Annotated in this window: 23 protein-coding genes; 11 read left to right on the top strand and 12 right to left on the bottom strand. The window is 58.8% G+C overall.

The window, feature by feature from the left end:
• Nucleotides 1-32 precede the first annotated feature (32 nt).
• Both NCN06_RS07345 and NCN06_RS07340 read left to right on the top strand, forming a co-directional pair.
• The gene (locus NCN06_RS07345) at nt 33-1193 is read left to right on the top strand and encodes a hypothetical protein (RefSeq protein WP_250398805.1); all 1161 of its coding nucleotides are present in this window, start codon (nt 33-35) and stop codon (nt 1191-1193) included.
• A gap of 302 nt (nt 1194-1495) precedes the next feature.
• Complete coding sequence (locus NCN06_RS07340) at nt 1496-2905, top strand: hypothetical protein (protein WP_250398804.1); 1410 nt, start codon at nt 1496-1498, stop codon at nt 2903-2905.
• A gap of 11 nt (nt 2906-2916) precedes the next feature.
• On the opposite strand, the gene NCN06_RS07335 is transcribed toward NCN06_RS07340, so the two are convergent.
• The 3 genes from NCN06_RS07335 to groES form a co-directional block, all read right to left on the bottom strand.
• Complete coding sequence (locus tag NCN06_RS07335; protein ID WP_115093302.1) at nt 2917-3273, bottom strand: hypothetical protein; 357 nt, start codon at nt 3271-3273, stop codon at nt 2917-2919.
• 222 nt (nt 3274-3495) lie between these two features.
• Nucleotides 3496-5127: a chaperonin GroEL gene (gene groL, locus NCN06_RS07330; RefSeq protein ID WP_115022388.1), complete on the bottom strand. Its 1632-nt coding sequence runs from the start codon at nt 5125-5127 to the stop codon at nt 3496-3498.
• A 72-nt stretch (nt 5128-5199) separates the two neighbouring features.
• Entirely contained in the window at nt 5200-5511 is a 312-nt protein-coding gene (groES, locus tag NCN06_RS07325) for a co-chaperone GroES (protein ID WP_115022391.1), read from the bottom strand.
• Between the two features lie 245 nt (nt 5512-5756).
• Between groES and atpD the strand changes: the two genes are divergently transcribed.
• Nucleotides 5757-7220, top strand: a complete 1464-nt coding sequence (gene atpD / locus NCN06_RS07320; protein WP_115022393.1) for a F0F1 ATP synthase subunit beta — start codon at nt 5757-5759, stop codon at nt 7218-7220.
• A gap of 74 nt (nt 7221-7294) precedes the next feature.
• Nucleotides 7295-7705 (top strand): ATP synthase F1 subunit epsilon, encoded by a 411-nt coding sequence (gene atpC / locus NCN06_RS07315; protein WP_115022395.1) that lies wholly within the window; start codon nt 7295-7297, stop codon nt 7703-7705.
• 148 nt (nt 7706-7853) lie between these two features.
• Here the strand turns inward: atpC and NCN06_RS07310 are convergent, their stop codons facing one another.
• Nucleotides 7854-8369 carry a 30S ribosomal protein PSRP-3 gene (locus tag NCN06_RS07310; RefSeq protein ID WP_115093168.1) on the bottom strand — a complete coding sequence of 172 codons (516 nt, stop codon included), beginning with the start codon at nt 8367-8369 and terminating at the stop codon, nt 7854-7856.
• 102 nt (nt 8370-8471) lie between these two features.
• On the opposite strand from NCN06_RS07310, the gene NCN06_RS07305 reads away from it, so the two are divergent.
• Together NCN06_RS07305 and NCN06_RS07300 are read left to right on the top strand one after the other, a co-directional pair.
• Nucleotides 8472-9194, top strand: a complete 723-nt coding sequence (locus NCN06_RS07305; protein WP_250398803.1) for an HAD-IA family hydrolase — start codon at nt 8472-8474, stop codon at nt 9192-9194.
• Entirely contained in the window at nt 9191-10354 is a 1164-nt protein-coding gene (locus tag NCN06_RS07300) for a calcium:cation antiporter (protein ID WP_250398802.1), read from the top strand. The genes NCN06_RS07305 and NCN06_RS07300 overlap by 4 nt, the downstream gene beginning before the upstream one ends.
• Before the next feature lie 7 nt (nt 10355-10361).
• On the opposite strand, the gene NCN06_RS07295 is transcribed toward NCN06_RS07300, so the two are convergent.
• The gene (locus NCN06_RS07295; RefSeq protein WP_250398801.1) at nt 10362-11687 is read right to left on the bottom strand and encodes an aminopeptidase P N-terminal domain-containing protein; all 1326 of its coding nucleotides are present in this window, start codon (nt 11685-11687) and stop codon (nt 10362-10364) included.
• An 87-nt stretch (nt 11688-11774) separates the two neighbouring features.
• Here NCN06_RS07295 and NCN06_RS07290 point away from each other — a divergent pair, with 87 nt between their 5' ends.
• The 5 genes from NCN06_RS07290 to ald all read left to right on the top strand — a co-directional run bounded on the left by NCN06_RS07290 (nt 11775) and on the right by ald (nt 17534).
• Nucleotides 11775-12773 carry a CNNM domain-containing protein gene (locus NCN06_RS07290; RefSeq protein WP_226423259.1) on the top strand — a complete coding sequence of 333 codons (999 nt, stop codon included), beginning with the start codon at nt 11775-11777 and terminating at the stop codon, nt 12771-12773.
• Nucleotides 12770-14065 carry a GTP-binding protein gene (locus NCN06_RS07285; protein ID WP_250398822.1) on the top strand — a complete coding sequence of 432 codons (1296 nt, stop codon included), beginning with the start codon at nt 12770-12772 and terminating at the stop codon, nt 14063-14065. The genes NCN06_RS07290 and NCN06_RS07285 overlap by 4 nt, the downstream gene beginning before the upstream one ends.
• A 1-nt stretch (nt 14066) precedes the next feature.
• A complete protein-coding gene (locus tag NCN06_RS07280; RefSeq protein WP_250398800.1) occupies nt 14067-14648 on the top strand; it encodes a nicotinate-nucleotide adenylyltransferase in 582 nt (193 codons plus the stop codon).
• Nucleotides 14648-16321: an NAD+ synthase gene (locus NCN06_RS07275; protein WP_250398799.1), complete on the top strand. Its 1674-nt coding sequence runs from the start codon at nt 14648-14650 to the stop codon at nt 16319-16321. The genes NCN06_RS07280 and NCN06_RS07275 overlap by 1 nt, the downstream gene beginning before the upstream one ends.
• A gap of 73 nt (nt 16322-16394) precedes the next feature.
• Entirely contained in the window at nt 16395-17534 is a 1140-nt protein-coding gene (ald, locus tag NCN06_RS07270) for an alanine dehydrogenase (RefSeq protein ID WP_250398798.1), read from the top strand.
• On the opposite strand, the gene NCN06_RS07265 is transcribed toward ald, so the two are convergent.
• The 7 genes from NCN06_RS07265 to atpA form a co-directional block, all read right to left on the bottom strand.
• Nucleotides 17531-17959 (bottom strand): YchJ family protein, encoded by a 429-nt coding sequence (locus tag NCN06_RS07265; protein ID WP_250398797.1) that lies wholly within the window; start codon nt 17957-17959, stop codon nt 17531-17533. The two genes, ald and NCN06_RS07265, sit on opposite strands and share 4 nt — an antisense overlap.
• The gene (locus NCN06_RS07260) at nt 17959-19014 is read right to left on the bottom strand and encodes a DUF3326 domain-containing protein (RefSeq protein WP_250398796.1); all 1056 of its coding nucleotides are present in this window, start codon (nt 19012-19014) and stop codon (nt 17959-17961) included. Before NCN06_RS07260 ends, NCN06_RS07265 begins: the two co-directional genes overlap by 1 nt.
• A complete protein-coding gene (locus tag NCN06_RS07255; RefSeq protein ID WP_226423264.1) occupies nt 19011-19196 on the bottom strand; it encodes a DUF8621 family protein in 186 nt (61 codons plus the stop codon). Before NCN06_RS07255 ends, NCN06_RS07260 begins: the two co-directional genes overlap by 4 nt.
• Nucleotides 19193-19522, bottom strand: coding sequence for a 2Fe-2S iron-sulfur cluster-binding protein (locus tag NCN06_RS07250; protein ID WP_115022416.1), 330 nt, complete (start codon nt 19520-19522; stop codon nt 19193-19195). The genes NCN06_RS07255 and NCN06_RS07250 overlap by 4 nt, the downstream gene beginning before the upstream one ends.
• A 33-nt stretch (nt 19523-19555) precedes the next feature.
• The gene (locus tag NCN06_RS07245) at nt 19556-20260 is read right to left on the bottom strand and encodes a TIGR02466 family protein (protein ID WP_250398795.1); all 705 of its coding nucleotides are present in this window, start codon (nt 20258-20260) and stop codon (nt 19556-19558) included.
• A 160-nt stretch (nt 20261-20420) separates the two neighbouring features.
• A complete protein-coding gene (locus tag NCN06_RS07240) occupies nt 20421-21371 on the bottom strand; it encodes a F0F1 ATP synthase subunit gamma (protein ID WP_115022419.1) in 951 nt (316 codons plus the stop codon).
• 13 nt (nt 21372-21384) lie between these two features.
• Nucleotides 21385-22905 (bottom strand): F0F1 ATP synthase subunit alpha, encoded by a 1521-nt coding sequence (atpA, locus tag NCN06_RS07235; protein WP_115022421.1) that lies wholly within the window; start codon nt 22903-22905, stop codon nt 21385-21387.
• Between the last annotated feature and the right edge of the window lie 32 nt (nt 22906-22937).

Genomic DNA, 22937 nt, shown 5'->3' with positions numbered 1-22937 from the left:
AATGCTAAAGTTGTAGGGATAACTGGAGTGCAGTGAAAAAAACAAAGCTTTTCCTGCACATTGGTCATGGCAAAACTGGCACTTCCGCCATCCAGTCATCCCTTGCTATCGCTTCAAACGATTTAGCCGAGCAAGGAATCAGTTATCCCATTCAGCAATCACTCCGGGATCGAGCATCTCGACTGGAAATCACGTCCGGAAATTGGGAGCCCAAATCCGAAGTGAGCTTGAGCGATGAATTGCTCGAAATCGCCGCAAATAATGGAGATAATTTAAAAATTATTTTAAGTTCGGAATCACTTTTTTGGCTGGTTCCAGAATTAATTCAAAACAAAAGCAAGTGGGAGAACAATATTGACATGCACATCATTCTGGCAGTACGAGAGATCGAAGAGATGCTTTCTTCAGAATACCAACAACGCGTTAAGCGACATGGAGACTCTATGCCACTAGAGCAATTCCTTCGAGCAAGACATTTCATATCATCCCATCATGCAAAGGCTGCTGAAATCATTGAATTAATGAATGAGTCAAATATCTCCAATACAATAATTAATTACTCCAGGCACAAACGAGACATCTCACAATTAATTTTCAAATTGGTTGGTGCCGAAGAACTTTATCCCGAAGACCAGATGGCTGGAGCAATCATCAACCGAAGTCTAAGCCGAAAAGAACTTGAGATGCTGATCACGATCAACGCTCTTTACTACAGCAAATTTCCATGGATTAGTACAAGAATTTCAGACGCATTGATCAAAAGTCAACCTCAGATCGAGGCCCAGCAATGCAAACTTATCAAGCCACAGCTGGAGAAAGTCTACGAACAAAACGATGCCTATCTTCAAACACTTAATGCATGCCTTGACCCAAATGAACAATTAACAATGCTCTCAACTCTCAGCCATGAAGTAATACAAGACAGTTCGCCCGAACAAGTTCAAAAAATTCGTGACGAGGAAACCATATCTATCTGCCTTATCGGAGATACACTCCAACAGACATTGACCAATGAGTCCAAGCGAAAACTCTCCAACGACACCGTAGACGCCATCATCGAATTGAGCCAGTCGGGGAAAGTTTCGAAAACCACGGAGGTTGAACTTTTGGAAGTCGCCAAAGAGAATCGACCCCAAGGATTAAAATTAGGAAAACTATTGGAACGCGCGAGGACAGAACTTTCAAAGCTTTAAACCGCGAGTCGATAAAGCTCGACCACGACATACAGAGAAAATATATTCCACGAAAATCACTGGAAAGAAAATACCACCAAAATAGAGGAATCCAAACTTAACTTAGAAACGATCCAAGCCAGTCACCAATTATCAAATCAAGAGATACAAAACAGGCTTATACCCAGGCTCTCATCTTGACAACTGATGTCAGTATCAATATAAAATTCCCCAGCCAAGAGCTGCTACCAACAACATTGCACATTGAGCGCACTCAATGAATAGCAAGGATGTATAATTTGAAACGAGAGCAAGGTGCTTAAATGAAAAAAAAATTAAACTCAAAAAAGCCAGAGAAATACAATTTTTTCATCCCACCAAAACTATCAAGCTCTCTTGCGGAAGAAGTCTGCAGTCCACTATGGAAAAAAATAATCAGTTCAATTGAAAACCAAGAAGTCGAAATAATCCTCGAAATAGTTAAAGGGATTGACACATATGAAGGCATATTGCACTTACCTCATCCTTTTATAGATGCTGTGGACACATTCCCAGTTAAAAGCATGCGTCATGGAATGTGCAACTTTATTTTCTTTCATGACTCAACCAATCGGCACCGTTGGATATTGTGTCAATCTACTTCGTTCGTTGATGCTATTTTTTCAGAAACACATTCAGGCAAGCACAAATCTTCGCCCAATGACAATCAAATACTAAACCACATCAATAGAGTTATCAAAAACTATAATAAAGCTGGCCTAACGCAAAGCTGGGCAGAGCAAGCGATATTTTCTGGGTACTTACTTGATCAATTAAGACCATATCATCACTTCTACGACCAACTCAAGTGGCTGGTGCATTTAAAAACTAAAAAGCCAATTATTAGCAATAATTCATTTTTTATCCCAAAAAGTCTAAAAAGGAGAACGCCTTCAACAACAGATCAGCCTACATTTTCTATGTTCCCATTGGTCATTGGATCAACTCAATTGGGGACGAAGCTTGACAAATATACCGACGAAATGGAAAAAGTTGTCCATGACGACAGCTTAAAAGGTCTCCATGGATGGAATACAGCAATTAATAAGCTAAAAAAATTAACGGGTAAAAAAAGAACTCTTACCCTTTGGTTTGGCATTTCTGGGCAAAAAAGAATATGGGTCGAGCAAGAAGACTTTCTACCAACTCTTGTGGAAAACCTAAAACCATGGTTCGATTCGTTTGTATTCTTAATTGATGGATTCACGCAATATGAATACACTGATGGGCAGCCCATCAAGGGCAGCAAGTCAACTCCCATTGGTCAAGACCTTGTGGTTGTCGATTCGATAAGGCATAAACTATTGCCTTATTCAAACGCTTCTATCGTCAACCTTGTTGGTCAAACTTATCGAAAAAAAATTCAATGGTGCCAGTCTGTTGACTTTTTTATTGCAAACGCTGGTGCAGGCCAGCTAGTTCCTCATCGATTTTGCAAAAAGCCAGGTATTTTACATTCCAACGAGAAACATTGTGTTTTTTCTATGGGAATCAACAATACAACCGTGAAACTGGTCGACAAGTCGCTCGTGAGCGATGTCGGAAACTTGTTTGCTAGTGATAGAAGAAAGAAGGCAGATGTATCAGGTTCTGGATTAATTAGCTACAGCATACACATAGAAGTTGTCATAAATATGATCATAACCATGTTGAATTTAAGTGAACGGCTAGTGCCGATCACCACCGATCTTTAGTAATAAATTAGTCAAAGGCCTGGTGCCTTCAGGCCTGATCCAAAGAAGGCAAGTTCCTTATGAACGCGATCCAACTCATACAACATTTTGGTTTCTTTCTTTTCGAGGATCTCAACACGTTTCAAAAGATCTTCTAACAATTTATTTTGCAGTGATTCAACTTGAACTTGCCTTTTTTGTACGCCTTGTGATGGTGGTGCCGCAGACCCTGCTGTAGAAAGAATTCCTCCATCCGTTTCGACGTACAACAACGCCAGACGCTCCAATACCTTGGAGTAAGCCTTGTCTTGGCGTCGACAGAGATCCTTAAAACGCTGGAGCGTCTCCGGGGCGAACTGAGCGGCAAAGGCACCAAGGCGCTGTGGCATTTGTCCCGACAGAACCAGACGAATCAATACATTAACCCGCGCACTTCTGCACCCCTACTCATTCATGTCTTGCAGCTGAAACCGCACCCCAACCGTTCGATGTCTTGAAGGGTCTAGATCTGACAAGGCAATGACTGAGTCAAAAAAAAGAGGCCCCGCAGGACCCCTTGATATGACTGGGATGTGGGTGATTCGGTGGTTTGCGAACCACCCGCACAGACGTCAATAGTCGAAGTCACCGCCGCCCATGCCACCGGCAGGAGCTGCTTCCTTCTTCTCAGGCAAGTCAGCCACGATGCACTCAGTGGTCAACACCATGCCAGCAATCGATGCGGCATTCTGCAGACCGGAGCGGGTCACCTTGGCGGGGTCAACGATGCCGGCAGCCAGCATGTCGACGTACTCGCCGGAAGCTGCGTTGAAGCCCTCGGCACCTGCGCGAGCCTTGACGTTCTCAGCCACAACAGCACCGTTGGCACCTGCGTTTTCAGCGATGCGCATCAGCGGAGCGGTCAGAGCAGCAGCCACGATGTTGGCGCCAATCAGCTCCTCGCCAGAGAGGCTGGAGGCAGCCCACTGCTCCAGGGCCGGAGCCAGGTGAGCCAGGGTGGTGCCACCACCAGGAACAATGCCTTCCTCAACAGCCGCCTTGGTGGCGTTGATGGCGTCCTCGAGACGGAGTTTCTTGTCCTTCATCTCAGTTTCGGTGGCCGCACCCACCTTCACCACAGCGACGCCACCGGCCAGTTTGGCCAGGCGCTCCTGCAGCTTCTCCTTGTCGTAGGTGGAGTCGGTCTCGTCCATCTGCTTCTTGATCTGTTCGCAGCGGGCGCCGACAGCCGCCTCATTGCCCTCGGCAACGATGGTGGTGGTGTCTTTGTTGATGGTGATGCGGCGGGCGGTGCCCAACATCTCCAGCTTGGCGTTCTCCAGCTTGAGGCCAGCGTCCTCGGTAATCAGCTGACCATTGGTCAGAACAGCCATGTCTTCCAACATGGCCTTGCGGCGATCGCCGAAACCAGGAGCCTTCACAGCAGCAACGTTCAACACGCCCCGCAGACGATTCACCACCAGGGTGGCGAGAGCTTCCTTCTCGATGTCCTCAGCAATGATCAGCAGAGGCTTGCCGGTGCGTGCGATCTGCTCCAGCACAGGCACGAGATCCTGAACCAGGCCGATCTTCTTGTCGGTGAGCAGGATGTAGGGCTCGTCGAGGACGGCTTCCATCCGCTCGGTGTCAGTCGCGAAATAAGGGGAGATGTAGCCCTTGTCGAAACGCATGCCCTCGGTGACCTCGAGCTCGGTCTCCATGGACTTGCCCTCTTCGAGGGAAATCACACCTTCCTTGCCAACCTTGTCCATGGCATCGGCAATCATCTTGCCGACTTCTTCGTCGTTGCCGGCAGAGATGGTGCCGACCTGAGCGATGGCGTTGCTGTCAGCGATGGGCTTGGCCATTTCCTGGATCTTGCTTACCAGGAAATCGGAGGCCTTGTCGATGCCCTTTTTCAGAGTGATCGCATTGGCACCGGCGGCCACGTTGCGCAAACCGGCCTTGACCATGGCGTGAGCCAGGACGGTGGCGGTGGTGGTGCCGTCACCGGCAGCGTCGTTTGTTTTCGAGGCGGCCTGGCGGATCAGAGCAACACCGGTGTTCTCGATGTGATCTTCAAGCTCGATCTCCTTGGCGATGGTGACACCGTCATTGATGATCTGGGGTGCACCGAACTTCTTCTCCAGCACCACGTTGCGGCCCTTGGGACCCAGGGTCACCGCAACGGCTTCAGCCAGGATGTCGATGCCTTTCTCGAGAGCGCGACGGGCGTTCTCGTTGTAAATGATGCGCTTTGCCATGGAAGGCGTTTCCTAATGAAGAGGATGAATGATGAATAGGGATGGCTGAGCCGCAAATCAGCAGAGCTGATCTCAGTTGACGACAGCCAGGATGTCTTTCTCGGACAGAAGCACGTATTCATCGCTGCCGAGCTTGATGTCGGTGCCGGCGTACTTGCTGTAGAGGACCTTGTCGCCCACACCGACTTCGGGAGCCTGACGGCTGCCATCGTCGTTGCGCTTGCCGGGGCCCACTTGAACCACTTCACCCACTTGGGGCTTTTCCTTTGCGGTATCGGGCAGAAGGATGCCGCCGGCGGTCTTCTCTTCGGATTCGGAGACCTTGATGAAGATGCGGTCGCCGAGCGGTTTAACAGTTGAGACGCTGAGAGAAACAGCAGCCATGGGTACTTGCAGGAGCAGGGACAGGGCGCAATGCGCCACGCATCGAACCGAGTTGGCACTCGATGCCGATGAGTGCCAACGTATGCAATCGGGCGGCCCCTTTTCTAGTCCTAGAGCTGTGCGGGTGTCCGAACCGCAGGCTGTGCCGACCCAACCGATGGGAGCGTTGAACTGACAGTGGTATGGTTGCGCCGCTCTGAATGGGTCCGAGCGCGTAGCGCCTGTTCCCGCAACTCTCCTTACCTATGGTCGCTTCTGCTCCTGCATCTGCTGGCACCAAGGGTGTGATCCGTCAGGTGATCGGCCCGGTTCTGGACGTGGAATTTCCCGCAGGGAAATTGCCCAAGATCTATAACGCCCTGCGCATCGAGGGCAAAAACCCCGCAGGTGATGACGTCGCTCTGACGGCTGAAGTTCAACAGCTGCTGGGTGACCACCGTGTTCGCGCCGTTGCCATGAGTGGCACCGACGGACTCGTCCGCGGCATGGAAGCCGTCGACACCGGTGCACCGATCTCAGTGCCCGTCGGCGAAGCCACCCTGGGCAGAATCTTCAACGTTCTCGGCGAGCCCGTTGACGAGCAAGGACCTGTCAACACCACAACCACTGCTCCCATCCACCGCGAGGCGCCCAACCTCACCGAACTGGAAACAAAGCCCAAGGTTTTCGAAACCGGCATCAAGGTGATCGATCTGCTGGCTCCTTACCGCCAAGGCGGAAAGGTGGGCCTGTTCGGCGGTGCCGGCGTGGGTAAAACCGTGCTGATTCAGGAGCTGATCAACAACATCGCCAAAGAGCATGGCGGTGTGTCTGTCTTTGGCGGCGTGGGCGAGCGCACCCGCGAAGGCAACGACCTCTATGAGGAATTCAAAGAGTCTGGCGTGATCAACGCTGACGACCTTTCCAAGTCGAAGGTGGCCCTTTGCTACGGCCAGATGAACGAGCCCCCCGGCGCCCGGATGCGCGTGGGTCTCTCCGCTCTGACCATGGCGGAGCACTTCCGCGACGTGAACAAGCAGGACGTTCTGCTGTTCGTCGACAACATCTTCCGATTCGTGCAGGCCGGTTCCGAAGTGTCCGCACTTCTCGGCCGCATGCCTTCCGCTGTGGGCTACCAGCCCACCCTCGGCACCGACGTGGGTGCTCTCCAAGAGCGTGTTGCCTCAACCGTTGAGGGATCCATCACCTCGATTCAGGCGGTTTACGTCCCTGCTGACGACCTGACCGACCCCGCTCCTGCGACCACCTTTGCTCACCTCGATGCCACCACGGTGCTGAACCGTGCCCTGGCCTCCAAAGGCATCTACCCCGCTGTGGACCCTTTGGATTCCACCAGCACCATGCTGCAGCCAGCAGTGGTGGGTGACGAGCACTACCGCACCGCACGCGCCGTGCAGTCCACCCTGCAGCGCTACAAGGAACTCCAGGACATCATCGCGATTCTGGGTCTCGACGAACTGTCGGAAGACGACCGTCGCACCGTGGATCGTGCCCGCAAGGTGGAGAAATTCCTCTCCCAGCCCTTCTTCGTGGCTGAAATCTTTACCGGCATGCCCGGTAAGTACGTGAAGCTGGACGACACCATCGCCGGTTTCAACCAGATCCTCGCCGGCGAGCTGGACAGCCTCCCCGAAGCCGCCTTCTACCTGGTGGGCAACATCGAGGAAGTGAAAGCCAAGGCCGAGAAGATCGCCGCCGAAACCAAGTGATCCTTGCGGGGGTGTGATTCACACCCCCAATCACGTGTTTCTCGACAGTCCGTTCTCTTTTCGAACCAAGGTTCATGTCCCTCACCCTCCGCGTGCTGGCAACAGACCAGAACGTCTTTGATGGCAGCGCCGACGAGGTGATCCTGCCTAGTACCACCGGTCAACTCGGCATCCTGCCCGGCCACATTTCGCTGCTCACCGCCATCGACATCGGTGTTCTGCGGGTTCGTGCCAACGGAGCCTGGAACTCCATCGCTCTGATGGGTGGTTTCGCCGAAGTCGATGCCGACGAAGTCACCGTTCTGGTGAACAAAGCCGAACTGGGCAGCGCCATCGATGCCGGTACCGCCGAAGCCGCCTTCCAGAAAGCCTCAACCGTCGTGGCTGGCATGGAAGGCCAACCGGCTTCTCCGGAAAAGCTCAAGGCACAGCAACAGCTGAATGAAGCCAGGGCTCGCCTGCAAGCCAGTAAAACTCCCGACTGATTCATCTGCTTCGCAGATTGACTCCAATACGCCAGGGGCTCACGCTCCTGGCTTTTTTGATGGTTCATCCGGATCACCACCTACCTTCGGGCAGACACAAAAAAACCTGCCCGAAGGCAGGTTTGGATGAACAACCTGGAGAAAGGGTTCAGGCGGTACCGCAGAACGTGACGTCGGGGAACTTGACCTTGGCCTCGTCGAGGCTCTTGCCCTTGCCTTCCTCCTGCCAGTAGTTGATCACCTCAGTGGCTTGGTTGAGCACTTCAACCCGCTCGTTATCGGTGATCCAGCTCTTCCCTTCCAGCTCGGTCTTCAAGCTTTCCCAGGCATCCTCACGGGGCCAGAAGAAGTAGGAGGTGAGGGGACTGGGGCCACCGCCGACGATCTGATCAACGGCAAGGGCCACGTTGTCGGGAAGCCAGAGGATCTTCAGCAGGAAGCGGCCCTCGTCGGCCTTAGGGGTGTAGCCGGAGGGAACACCATCGGCGTCGATGGTTGCCGTGGCCAGAGCCGCGGCGGCACCCTTCAGAACAGGACGGCCTTCACCCTCGCTGGCTGCAGGCTTTTCAGTGGTTTCAGCTGCCTGGGTGGCGCCTTCAGCCGCGTCGGCGGACGGAGTCGCGACCTCCTGGTCGGTAGGGGCAGCGCCTTCGGTGACCGGCATGGTGTCAGCGCTCAAGACAGAAATACAAACAACTAACCTACCAGCCGCTCTCCATCAGACGTTCTGGGATCTCCAACCATCCTGCTGTTCGACATTGATGGTGTGATCCGCGATGTCGCTGGCAGTTACCGAAGGGCCCTCCAATGCACTGTCCAGCACTACTGCGGTTGGCAGCCCAGCGCCGATGCCATCGATGCACTGAAGGCTGAAGGGGCCTGGAACAACGACTGGGACGCCAGCCTTGAATTGCTGCGGCGCCACGGCGCTGCTCTGCCGGATCGGACCGCACTGATCGATGTCTTCAGCGACTTTTACTTCGGCGGAGATCCAGAGGGGGACCCCAGTCACTGGACTGGATTCATCGGCGATGAGCCCCTGCTGGTGGACGCCAGCTTTTTCGCCACGCTCTCCCAGAGGAAGATGCGCTGGGGATTCGTGAGCGGTGCTGAGCCGCCCTCAGCACGCTTCGTGCTGCAGCAGCGACTGGGGCTCCAGGATCCACCCTTGATCGCGATGGGAGATGCCCCCGACAAACCAGATCCCACAGGCTTGATCCGCCTGGCCAAGGCTCTGGGGGCGGACATCGAGGGAGCTCGGGTGGCTTATCTCGGCGACACCGTGGCCGATGTGCACACCGTGATTCAAGCCCGAGAACGCTGGCCGGAGCAACGGTTCGTGAGTCTTGCTGTGGTGCCACCTCACCTGCAGACCGCGGGGCAGGCACAGGCGCGAACAATCTATGAACAACGGCTGCAGGAGGCCGGCGCTGATCTGGTGCTGAACAACACCAATGCGCTGCTGAGCTGGGAGGGAGCTATGGCATGAGGGCGGCCGTTCTCCGCGAAACTCCCCTACTCATCGGGATCCTGGCCCTAATCAGCCTGGAAACCACAACAGTGCTCGACTGGCTGCTCCTGCAACCCGCACTGCCCGTCCTCACGGGTCTTGGCCTGCTCAGTGTGCTGGTGCTGCTGATGGCGCGGGGAGTGGCGCACCATGCCGACCAACTGGCGGAGCAACTCGCGGAGCCCCTGGGGACCCTGGTGCTGACCGGATCCGTGATCGTGATTGAGCTAGCCCTGATTGCCTCCACGATGCTGACGGGAGACAGCAACCCGACCCTGGCCCGCGACTCGATGTTCTCGGTGCTGATGATCGTGCTCACGGGGGTGAAGGGCGTGACCTTAATCGTGGCCGCCAGGTTTCAGAGACAGGGCCGAACCCAGCCCATGCAGCTGGAAGACCTGGCAGCTGTAAATCAGAGCGGTTCAAGTGCCTACATCAATCTGATCACCACCATGAGCGTTCTGGCTCTGGTGCTTCCCAACTTCAGCCAGGACAGCCTCGAGGCCAACTACTCGCTCCCCATCAATTGGCTGCTGACGTTCGTGTCGATCAGCCTTTACGGGATTTTTCTGGGCGGCCAGGTCGGCCGCTACCGCAACCTCTTCATCGATACCGCTCAGCAACAAGGCTCCGACCAACTTTCCCTCGCGGAAAGCACCTCAGCGGAACCAACACCCCATGACGAATCTCAGAGCTCAATCCTGCAAAACGTCTGTCTGATGGCAGCAGGCCTGCTGGTGCTGGTGCTGATCGCGGAATCGATGGGAAGCCTGATCGAAACCGGCATCAACGACCTCGAGCTACCCAGTTCCCTCGGCGGCCTACTCGTGGGCTTGCTGGTGGTGGCACCAGAAGCTCTCAATGCCTTCCAAGCTGCAGGGAAAGGGGAGTTGCAGCGGTCGCTCAACACTCTCTACGGCTCGTCCCTGGCGACCCTCTGCCTCACGGTGCCGGCAGTTCTAGCGATCGGTGAATTCACAGGCACCGATGTAATCCTCGGACTGGATCCGATCGAAACGGTGCTGCTGGTGCTGACGCTGATCCTGGTGCGGCCGATCAGCGGCCGCGTCAGCGAAATGGATGGCCTGATGCTGCTCACCGTGGGCGTGGTCTGGGTGGCCTTGCAGGTGGTGAGCTGATCCTGGGTCAGCGTTCCATCGCGGCAACGCTCTTCAGGGCACCAGCCGTGAGCACCTCGTGGCCGGTCTCGGTAACAGCCACGTCGTCTTCGATGCGGATACCGATGCCTTTCCAGCGATCGTCGATCTCAGGCTGACCTTTAGGCACGCTGAGTCGATCGCTGACATAAAGACCTGGTTCCACCGTGAGCACCATGCCCGGCTGCAGCGGAGCGGGTTGCTCCCCGAGCCGATAAGCACCAACGTCATGCACATCAAGACCCAGCCAATGGCCGGTGCGGTGCATGTACAGGTGGCGGTAGTCGCCCCGCTCGATGATCCCGTCCACGTCCCCGATCAGCAGGCCCAGATCCACCAGCCCCTCGACAAGCAAGCGCAGGGCTGTGGCGTGCACCGCATCAGCGGTGCCTTCTGGGGCCACGACAGCAATGGCAGCCTCCTGGGCGGCCAACACCAGGCTGTAGAGCTCCCGCTGTTCCGCCGAGAAGCTTCCATTCACAGGGAAGGTTCGGGTGATATCGCCGTTGTAGTAATCCTCCAGCGAACAGCCGGCATCAATCAGCAGCAGGTCTCCGTCCTGGAGGGGTGCCGTATTGGCGGTGTAGTGCAGCACGCAGGCGTTGTCGCCACCGGCAACAATGGAGCCGTAGGCCGGGCCGCGGGCACCTTGGCTGCGGAAGTGGGCTTCGATCGCCGCCTGCACCTCAGCCTCATTCATACCGGGGCGGGTGATCGAACGGGCCAATTCGTGGGCTTCGGCGGAGATGCGACAAGCCTCCCTTAGCCGTTCCAGCTCGTGGGGCTCCTTGCGCAGGCGCAGGCGCTGCAAGATCGGGGTTGGTGCCACCAAGCCCAAGGCGGCCGTTCCCGTGCGGGCAAAGGTGTCGAGCTGTCGCCCCCAGGCGGAGAGCACCATCGATTCGACAGAAGCGTGACGGCCAACCCGAAAGGCAATGGCTTCGGCACCGGCGAGGTACTCCGGCAGTTTTGCGCTCAACTGATCCAACGGATGGGCTACGTCCGCGCCGTAACGCTCCACAGCTCCCTCAGTGCCCCAACGAATCCCCGTCCACACCTCAGCCGCAGGGTCCTTGGGCTGCACGAACAGCACGTAACGCTCTCCCTCCGGCCGATGCGGCAGCAACAAGGCCACTGCATCGGGCTCATCAAAACCGGTGAGATAGAAAAAATCGCTGTCCTGACGGAAGGGCCATTCGCAGTCGGCGTGGTGGGTGGCCAATGCGGCAGCGGGAATCACCGCAGCGGCTGCGCCCAGTTGCTCCAGGAACAGGGCGCGACGACGCGCATGGATTCCGGAATCGAAGCCGTTCACAGCAGCAGAGAGTTCAGAGGAACAGGATGGCAGTTGGCGAGGCCAAACTGGCCAAGGCCTCTACGATGCAAGGAGTTTCAGACGGCAATGAGCTCCGACCTCCTGGTGCTGTTGCTGATGGTTTTGGTGGTGCTGTTGGGCTCGGCCCTCTGCTCCGGCGTGGAAGCCGCCTTACTCACGGTGAGTCCGATCCGAGTGCACGAACTGGCGGCCCGGGAGCGCCCCGTACCCGGAGCCCGCAGGCTGGCGCAGTTGCGCAAGCGCCTGGGACGCACCTTGTCTGCCCTCGTGATCGCAAACAACGGCTTCAACATTTTCGGGAGCCTGATGCTGGGCGGTTACGCCGCCTGGGTGTTCGAGCAACGCAACATCAGCGGCGCCGCCCTGCCGGTGTTCTCGGTGGGCCTGACCGTGTTGGTGATCCTGTTGGGCGAAATCCTGCCCAAAGCCCTCGGAAGTCGCCTGGCACTGCCAGTGGCCCTGGCCAGCGCACCACTTCTTCACTGGCTTGGCCTGGCGCTCAGGCCGCTTGTGCTGTTGCTGGAGAGAATGCTTCCGGCCATCACCGCAGAAGCGGAGCTCAGCACCAACGAAGAGGAAATCCGTCTGCTGGCTCGCCTGGGCTCACAGAAGGGAGAAATCGAGGCCGACGAAGCCGCGATGATCGGCAAGGTCTTTCAGCTGAACGATCTCACTGCCCGTGACCTGATGACGCCGCGGGTGGCGGCACCAACCCTTGATGGCGGCCTGAGCATCGAAGCCCAGCGGGCCCAGCTGATGAGCAACAACGACCCCTGGTGGGTGGTGCTCGGCGATCAGGTGGACAAAGTGCTTGGGGTGGCCAGCCGCGAACGGGTGCTCACAGCTCTGTTGGAAAACCGTGGCCTGCTGACCCCCGTCGACCTCTGCGAACCGGTGGAGTATGTGCCGGAGATGATCCGGGCCGATCGGCTGCTGACGGGGTTCCGGCGCGACAGCAGCGGAGTGCGCGTGGTGGTGGATGAATTCGGAGGATTTGTTGGCGTGATCGGCGCCGAATCGGTTCTGGCGGTGCTGGCCGGGTGGTGGCGCAAGCCGGCAGCATGAGCGGGATGCAACCCACCCCGCCCCACACCGTCGAACGCTGCCAGGTGCTGCTGGAGCGCTGGAGGAACCAGCTGCAGCTGAGCGCCAAGGAACGGGGACTGCTGGGGGGTGACTTGCGGCTTCTGGATCGTCAACTGCAACGGCTGCAGCAACGGCGCCTGCGCATTGCGCTGTTTGGTCGGGTGGGGGTTGGCAAATCCAGCCTGATCAATGCATTGATCCAACGCCCGCTGCTGCAGACGGATGTCGCTCACGGCAGCACCCGGCGTCAACAGGCGGTGGATTGGCCCATGGACATTGCTGGGCTGACCAGAGTTGAGCTAGTGGACACCCCTGGAATCGATGAAATCGATGCCGCCGGGCGGGCTCGATTGGCCTCCCGTGTGGCCATGGGAGCCGACCTGGTATTGCTGGTGCTGGACAGCGACTTAACCCGGGCTGACCTGGAGGCCTTGACCACGCTTTTAGCCAGTGGAAAGCCCCTACAAGTGGTTTTGAATCGCAGCGATCGCTGGCCGGAGCAGGAGCGCGCCGCGCTGCTTCGCAGCATTCGCGGGCGTCTGCCGGTGGATCTCCCGATCACGGCCGCTGCGGCTGCACCCCGCAGCCCCCAGATCCAGGCCGATGGCCGGGTGCGCAGCACGATCACAACGCCACAGGTGAATGACCTGCGCGAGCAGCTCACCCAGCAGCTGGAGAGCGAAGGCACCCTGCTGCTGGCGATCCAGTCGCTACGCCAGGCCGACCGCTTCCAAGGAGCATGCCAGCAACTCCGGCTGCAACAGCACCGCCGCACGGCCCAGAGCCTGATCGGTCGCTACGCAGCAGCCAAGGCCACCGGTGTGGCCGTCAACCCAGTGGTGGCACTGGATATGGCGGGAGGCATGGCCTGCGATACCGCCCTGGTGCTTCAGCTCAGCCGCCTCTACAACCTGCCGATGACGCCAGCGGCGGCACGACTGCTGCTGACTCGTCTCTCCAGCCATAACGCCCTGCTGGGAGGTGTTCAGCTGGGACTAGCGGCCCTCAAACAGGCACTTCTGCTGCTGGTGCCCGTCAGCAGCGGCGGCAGCCTGGCCCCGGCAGCTCCTGTAGCCCTCGCTCAAGCCGCCCTGGCGGTGCATGCCAGCCGCCGGACGGGACGGCTCGTAGCGCAGCAATTGCTGCGCCGTCGTGGCGGTCAACCCGGAGCCCTGCTGCGCCGCTTGGCAGAACGAGATCCCGTGGTGCACCACTGGCTACTGCGCTGGCCGAAAGCTCTGGAGCAGGATCTCCAACCGCTGCTGCCCTGAGATGACCGTTGCTGCCATCGCCTTGCTGGGCACAAGCGCCGATCCACCCACCCGGGGCCATCAAGTTCTGCTGGAAGGGCTGCTGAGCCGCTACGGCCAAGTGGCGACCTGGGCCAGCGACAACCCTCTGAAACAACACGATGCCCCCCTGTCCTTGCGGGCGATGCTGCTCAGCCAGCTGGTGGAGCAATTGCAGGATGAACGCCTGGAACTAGCCCAGCACCTGAGCAGCCCTTACACCTTGATCACCCTGCAACGGGCCGCCCAGCACTGGCCGGATCGGGAGCTGGTGTTTGTGGTGGGCAGCGACCTGGCCAGCCAGATCCCCCGCTGGAAACAAAGCGATGGCTGGCTGCCGCAGTGCCGATTGGCGATCGCCCCGCGCAAGGGCTGGCCTCTCCAAGACGCGAATCTGCAAGCGCTGCGGGATCTAGGCGGACGGGTGGAGCTGCTGGATCTTGAGGTTCCCGCCACCGCCAGTTCGCAGCTGCGCCGTCAACCCAATGCAGCTGAAATTCCGGAATCGGTGTGGCCGCTGTTACTCCAGCACAATCTGTATGGCCTGTCGGGAAGCCTCTGCTGATGCGCATCGCCCTGGCACAACTCAACCCCGTGGTCGGCGACTTCGAGGGCAATGCCAAGCAGATTCTGGATGCCGTGCGCAGTGCCGAGGAACAGGCGGCAGAGCTTGTGCTGACCCCTGAACTCTCCCTCTGGGGCTATCCCCCCCGGGACCAGTTGCTCGAGCCCAGCCGCATCCAGCAGCAGGAGGCGATGCTGCAGTGGCTGGTCAACCAACTCAGCAGCAGCATCACCCTGTTGGTGGGTGCAGCGCTGCCGGCAGCGGATAACCGCAGCCCAAGGCTGCTCAATGGTGTCGTGCTGGTGAATCGCCTGGGCTGGCGGCCGATTGCCCACAAACAACTGCTGCCCAGTTACGACGTCTTTGATGAGAGGCGCTATTTCCGCCCTGGCGATGGCCCCTGTCTGCTGACTTTGCCGGACGGGAAACGGTTGGGACTCACCATCTGCGAAGACCTGTGGGTGGATGACGGCCTGCAACGCGAGCGTCTGGCCGGACCGGATCCCATTGATCAACTGATGCCAGAGCAGCCGGATCTGGTCATCAATCTTGCGGCCTCTCCCTTCGATGCCGCGAAGCCCGCCCTGCGCCAGCAATTAGCAGCTGCAGCGGCGCGGCGCCTGAACTGCCCACTGATCTATCTCAATCAAGTCGGAGGCAACGACGAGCTGGTGTTCGACGGGGCCAGTTTTGTGGTGGGCGCCGATGGCGTCGTACAGCTGGAGCTTCCCGTCTGTGAAGACCATCTCGTGGTCTGGGACAGCGACCAACCCGCTCCTGCTCGGGTCCAACCGATGGATCCCCTGGAGCGACTTTTCCGAGCCCTGGTGCTCGGAGTGCGCGACTACGCACAGAAATGCGGTTTCAAAAAGGCATTGCTGGGGTTGAGCGGCGGCATCGACTCCGCACTGGTGGCGGTGATCGCCACCGCTGCCCTGGGGAAAGAAGCAGTGGCCACGCTGTTGATGCCCTCCCCCTGGAGCTCGGCTGGATCCATTGACGATGCCTTGGCCTTGGCCGAACGACTTGGCCTGCAGGCCAACACGGTGCCCATCGCCGGCCTAATGGAGGGCTACGACAATGCCCTGACAGCACCGTTGGGGGAGGTGCCTCAAGGGGTAACGGCGGAGAATCTGCAATCCCGTATTCGCGGCACCCTGCTGATGGCCGTGGCCAACCAACAGGGGCAATTGCTGCTCACTACCGGCAATAAATCAGAACTGGCCGTGGGCTACTGCACCCTCTACGGCGACATGAACGGCGGGCTGGCGGTGATTGGCGATCTCTACAAAACCAGCGTGTTTGCCCTGTGCGATTGGCTCGACAGCCAAGCAGCCCAGGGCTGCCGGCAGTCGCTGGGGCTACCGAAGCAAGGAGAGCTGGTGGGGGAAGCGATTCGACGCAAACCCCCCAGTGCCGAGCTGCGGCCCAACCAGAAGGACAGCGACTCCCTGCCCGACTACGACGCCCTTGATGCACTGCTCAAAGGACTGATTCAGGAGCGCCACTCCGGCGAGGCCCTGGTGGCAGCCGGCCACGATCCCGCCCTGGTGGAACGTGTGGAACGGCTGCTGAAACGGGCCGAATTCAAACGGCGGCAGGCGGCACCGTTACTAAAGGTGAGTCCCCAGGCCTTCGGCAGCGGCTGGCGCTTGCCAATTGCAGCGGCCTAAAGCAGTCCCACCATTGTGATGTGGCGGGTTGCTCGCAGCGGAGCCACATTGAAGGAATCCCCCTGAAGCCGCCATGGCAGCCTCCGTCCTCTCGGCCCCGATGGCCAGCATCGGTGTGCCGAAGGAGATCAAGCTCGATGAGAAACGGGTCGCGCTGACCCCTGACGCCGTGCGGGAGTTGGTCAGCCAGGGCCTTGAAGTGCTGATTGAAGCGGGGGCCGGAGCAGGAGCAGGAATCGGCGATGACGCGTTTGCCGCGGCGGGAGCGCGCCTGGTGAACCGAGATGAGGCCTGGGGCGCCCATTTGGTGGTGAAGGTGAAGGAACCGCAAGCGGAGGAATTTGCCTTCCTGCGGGAGGACATGGTGCTGTTCACCTACCTCCACCTGGCGGCCTATCCCAGCGTCGGGGAAGCTTTGCTGGAGGCAGGCACCACCGCCATTGCCTACGAAACCGTGCAGCTGGAGAACGGCAGCCTGCCGTTGCTGGCACCAATGAGCGAAATCGCAGGGCGGCTGGCGGGCCAGGTGGGTGCCCACCTGCTGGAAAAACCCCATGGCGGTCGTGGCGTGCTGATGGGGGGCTGCACCGGCGTGCAACCGGCCAGGGTGGTGGTGCTTGGCGCTGGCACCGTGGGCTGGAATGCCGCACGCATTGCTGCCGCAATGGATGCGGAAGTGCTACTGCTCGACCGATCACCCCAACGGTTGCGCAGCCTGGAAGCCGACCGGCGCGGCCGGCTGATGAGTGTGGTGAGCAGCCGCGGCCTGCTGGAACGGTTGGTGCCAACGGCTGATCTTGTGATCGGAGCCGTTCTCACACCCGGCGGGCGGGCCCCCACCCTGGTGGACGAAGGGATGGTGCAGCAGATGCGGCCTGGTTCGGTGATTGTCGACGTAGCCATCGACCAGGGCGGCTGCATCGCCACCAGCCAGGAAACCACCCATCGCGATCCCACCGTCACCATTCATGGTGTGCAGCACTACGCCGTGGGCAACATGCCGGGTGCTGTGCCCTTCACCTCCACCGAAGCCCTCGTCAGCGTGACGCTCCCCTACATCCTGGGAATCGCCGGCCGGGGCCTGGAAGAGGCCGTGACCGAACGACCCGAACTGCTCTCGGGCCTAAACACGGTGCAGGGCGCTGTCTGTCACCCGGGGGTAGCCAAAGCTCTTGGCCTGCCGCCCCGGCATCCGATGGCCTGCCTGCGTTAGCCCTCCAACTTGAGCGCAGCCACATAGAGCCAAGGGCCATCGGCCGCGCCATCGCGACGCTGAAACAGGGAGGTTTCCTTCAACACCCCACCGCGATAACGCGCCTCAAATTGCACCGTTCCCTCCAGATCCCCTGGGCCGCCGCTGCTGACGGCAAGCACGTTCAAGCCAAGCCAATGGGTCTGGCGACAACTCCGCTGCAGGGCAAGGCGCCGCTGCTGCGCTGCAACATCCGGCTCGGGATGGGTCGCCATCAGGTAGTCCACTTCCCCACGCACAAAGGCTGAATACCTCGAGCGCATCAGCTGTTCAGCCGTTTCAGCACGCTGTTCGCCGCGATGCATGGGCCCACAGCAGCTGCGATAAGCACCACCCCCACAGGGGCAAGGGCTCTGATCGAGGGCTCCACCGAAACCGCCAGGCATCAGTCCAACCGTTGCAACGCTGGCAGTGGGCGGCCCAGAGACGCCGGACTCAATCCTTCCCGCAGAGCCAGCAACAGCCCTGCTGCCTCGCTGTAACTGCTGACATGAAAAATGCTCTGGCTCAAGCCAAGGGCGTCGGCCGTGACCGACAACACCGATGGATTGGCCACGCAAACCACGGGCAGATTGCGCTCCACACAGGCCAACACCGCCTCGCCCCCCAGGGCTCCTTCGGGAACCACAACCGCCCCCAATTGCTCGACACTGAGGTCTCCGGGCCTGTGTCGCCAAGCGGCCACCAGATCCGGTGCCCGGCTCAGCCCCACCAGCACGCATGCCAAAAAGGTGTAACCCAGTTCTTCACCCGCCGCCCTCGGGTCGAGCCTTGGATCCAGGGGCAACGGATCCAAGGCTGGCGCGTGGGCACAGGGGATCTGCAGGTGCTTCACCAATAAATGACTGATCACCGCTTCAGCGCCGGCCAAAGCGTCCACGCCACTGCCCTGGCGATAGGCCGCCAGCTCCTCACTCTCCGGATCCTCCGGGAAGCGGGCCACCACGGCGATCGCCGTCGCCCCTGCTTGCTTCAACCGTTCACCAGCCCGCAACAAGGCATCAGGAGAACCCAATCGTCCCCAGCTGGCACCACTGGCACCGCGCTCCAGCGTCACATCGAGCGGCGCATCCGTTGAAATCACCGGGCCGATATCCAAACCCAAGCTGGCACGGCAGCCCTCGGCCACCTGAATCTGGCGCTGGGCCAGCTCGGGCTCGATCCCGGCATCCAACAACAGCCCAATGCGTTGCCTCCGCACCGCTCGCAAGGCCCACTCGCCCACGGCGAAACGATCGAGGCCATAGCCCTCCACATAGTGAACGCGGGGATCGCTCCAATAGAGCGAAGCCCCATTCATCACATTGGGATGGGTGATCAAACAGCCGCTTGCTGCGGCCAACAACCGTGCTGATGGCAAGGCATCACCGGCATAACCTCCGATGTCACAACCAATGCCCGTCGGCACCAGCATCAGCGTTGGCATCGGAGCCGAGCTCATGCGCTGATCACGGCCTCCACCTGAATGGTTCGACCACCATCGGGGGCAGGACGCACATCAGTGAGGGCCCAACGCAGCACATCACCCTCTGGCGACAACTGCTGACGAATCCAGCTGCGCAGCTCAACCAGCGGCACATCAGCGGGCCAGAAGAATTGGCGTTGCAGGCTGGTCAGCCTCACTTCTGATATTGCCCGAACTGGGCTTCATAGAGCGCATCTTCCTGGCCGGTTTTAAGGGTGAGATCGGCGCGCGGGAAGGCCACGCACAACAGGCTGTAGCCCTGCTCTTGAAGCTCGCCTTTCACGCCCATGGCGTCGGGCTGCTCAACACTGCCCTCGGTGATCACCGCGGCACAGGTGGTGCAAACCCCGGAGCAGCATGAGCTTGGGATCATGACGCCAGCAGCTTCGGCTGCATTGAGCACCGTCTGGTCGGCGCGGCAGGGAAAGGTACGGATCTCGCCTTCGAACTCGGCGCGGACGGTGTAGGTGGCCACGTCGGTCATGCCGGGTGTCAGGGGAGAAGAGGCCGCATTCTCTCAGGCAATGGGCTCATCCAGGGATGTCCAATGACGGGGGTGGGGTGCGAGGTACTCCGGAGATCCACCCTGCTCTTGAGCCGTCAGAACAAAATCAAAACTGATGGAACAGCGCAGCTCATCCGGGTCGGCATTCGGCAAAACACTGTGCTGAAGACTCGAAGGGAAAAGCACGAGCAAACCTGGTCGTGGAGCTAGATCCCAATGGGATTGATTCAAAGGATGGTTTGGTGCAATCGGACCGCCATAACCCACCGCCAAGCCAGCCACCAACTCATTCGGTTGATGGGATGCATGCAGACGTAAAACGCCCTCCTCACCGGAGCCGGTGCCGGTGAGATAGAGGACAGCGCTGAGATGAGCATTGGGGTGATGGTGCCGTCCAACCGCCTGATCCCAGTCACTGATGACAGGCCAGCACCGCTGCAGATGCAGGGCGACTTGGCTTCGGGCGAACCCAATTGAATCGAGGTAGCTCCACACCTGATCATTCACCTGTTGAACCAAGGCCTGAAAGCGTTCGTCTTGATGGAGCTGCCACACACCATGGAGGTCACCCGTCCAGGCGCAACCCTCGCTGGGGTTTCCCTCTGCTTCGCCTCGACCGTCCAGCAGAGCCTGCATGCATGCGGCCAGCTGCAGTGGGTCCAGGGGGAGTTGGGTTGTGCCTACCACTGTGGGAAAGAGCTGATGCAGCTGAACCACGCCGACAACCTCAAACCCCTCAGCTCAACCGTAAACAAGCCTTGAAGTGGTGGCCTCTGTTCAAGCAGAGCCTTGACCAGTAGGAGAGACGGCAGCTTCAAGAAGACACAAAAAAGCCGGCCCAATGGACCGGCTTTCAAGGGTGGATTGATCGGAAAGATCAGCCGACCGCGGCGGCACCACCTGCCACTTCCAGGATCTCCTGGGTGATCGCAGCCTGACGGGCCTTGTTGTAATCCAGCGTCAAGGTCTTCGCCAATTCCTTGGCGTTGTCGCTGGCGTTGTTCATGGCCGTCATCCTGCTGGCCAGCTCAGACGCTGCCGATTCCTGCAGTGAACGCAACATCTGGTTCTGCAGATACAGAGGAAGAAGTGCATTCAGCAACTGTTCAGGGGTCTGCTCAAACACGATGTCCGAAGGAATCTTCGGCTCGGTATTGGCAGGACCAGCACCTGGCTCAACTGTCAACAAACCGTCCTTAGTGGTGAGACGGAAAATCTCGTCCTCCGGATCAGCAATGTCTTGAGGATCCAAAGGCAAGAGGGTCTGAACCACAGGCTTGCAGCTCACCAGGTTGATGAACTTGGTGAAGATCAACTCCACTCGATCGGTGCTCTCAGCCAGGAATTCAGCCAAGAGATCCGTGGAGATCGTGTTGGCCTCATCGGCGGTGGGCACCTGTTCGAGACCGGAGAAGGTGGCCTGGATCGGATAGTTGCGACGGGTGAAATAGCCGATGGCTTTTGTGCCAACCAGCAGAAGCTTCACATCAAAGCCTTTGCCCTTCAGTTCAGCGAAACGCTGTTCCGTGCGCTTAATGATGTTGGCGTTGTAGCCACCACACAGACCGCGATCACCAGTGATCGCTACCAGGGTGATGGTCTCCACATCGCGCTGCTGCATCAGGGGAGATGCAGCATCTTCGAAACGCATGCGGGACTGGAGATTTTCCAGAATTCGCGCCAGCCGATCCGCGAAGGGACGGCTGCGGAGCACTTGCTCCTGGGCGCGGCGCACCTTGGCCGCAGCCACGAGGCGCATGGCCTCGGTAATCTTGCGGGTGTTTTTGACCGACTTAATTCGGTCGCGGATTTCTTTGAGATTCGCCATTTCGGCAGCTCCGTCAGGCCGCAGAAGCGACCATGGTGGACACGACTTCGGTGATGGCATCCTTGAGGATGGCCTCAGCCTCAGGGCTCATCACCTTCTTCTCCTGGATTTCGGAGATGAACTCAGCCTTGTTGGACTTGAGGTACTCACGAAGTTCTCGGGAGAAGTCGACCACCTTGTCGACGGGGACGGCATCGATCAGGCCCTTCACACCCGCATAAACGATGGCGACCTGCTCAGCCAGGATCAGGGGGCTGAACTGAGGCTGCTTGAGCAGTTCACGCAAGCGCTTGCCACGCTCGAGCTGCTGCTGGGTGGAGGCATCCAGGTCAGAGGCGAACTGCGAGAAGGCAGCCAGCTCGTCGAACTGAGCCAGCTCCAGCTTCAGGGTGCCGGCAATCTTTTTGATGGCCTTGGTCTGGGCAGCACCACCCACCCGGCTCACGGAGATACCAACGTTGATAGCTGGGCGTAGACCGGAGTTGAACAGGTCAGAGCTGAGGAAGATCTGTCCGTCCGTGATTGAAATCACGTTGGTGGGGATGTAAGCCGAAACGTCGCCGGCCTGAGTCTCGATGATCGGCAGAGCGGTCATCGAACCCTTGCCCATCGCGTCAGACAACTTGGCAGCGCGCTCCAGCAAACGGCTGTGGCAGTAGAAGACGTCACCGGGGTAAGCCTCACGACCGGGCGGACGACGCAGCAAGAGCGACATCTGGCGATAGGCGGCAGCCTGCTTGGAAAGATCGTCGTAGATCACCAAGGTGGCCTTGCCCTTGTACATGAAGTACTCGGCGATGGTGGCACCTGTGTAAGGAGCCAGGTACTGCAGTGCAGCGGGCTCAGAAGCGTTCGCAGCCACGATCACGGTGTAGTCGAGGGCACCGCGCTCACGCAGCACCTCAACAACGTTGGCCACGGAGGCAGCCTTTTGCCCCACCGCGACGTAGACGCAGATCATGTCCTGATCCGACTGGTTCAGGATCGTGTCGATCGCGATGGCAGTTTTACCGGTCTGACGGTCACCAATGATCAGCTCGCGCTGACCTCGGCCAACGGGGATCATTGCGTCGATCGCGGTGATGCCGGTCTGCATCGGCTCGTGCACCGATTTGCGCTGAATGATGCCGGGCGCCATGGACTCGATCAGGCGCGTTTCGCTGGTGGCGATTTCACCCTTGCCGTCGATGGCGCGACCCAGGGAGTTCACCACGCGGCCCAACAGGGCTTCACCGACAGGAACAGAGGCAATCTTGCCGGTTGCCTTGACCGTGCTGCCTTCCTGAATGCCGTATCCCTCACCCATCAGCACCGCGCCGACGTTGTCGTCTTCGAGGTTCAGGGCGATGCCTTCGGTGCCGTCCTCAAATTCAATGAGTTCGCCAGCCATGGCTTGCTGCAGGCCGTAGACGCGGGCGATGCCGTCGCCCACAGTCAGAACGGTACCGACATTGCTGACGGAAACCGACTTGTCATAGTCCTCAATTTGCTGTTTGAGGATGGCGCTGATCTCGTCAGGACGGATGGAAACCATGGCGTGTGATCCCAGGTGGGAGTTGGGGAGGA

The sequence above is a fragment of the Synechococcus sp. MU1648 genome (assembly GCF_023630615.1).
GTDB lineage: Bacteria > Cyanobacteriota > Cyanobacteriia > PCC-6307 > Cyanobiaceae > Parasynechococcus.
This window is presented reverse-complemented; position numbering and strand designations above follow the sequence as displayed.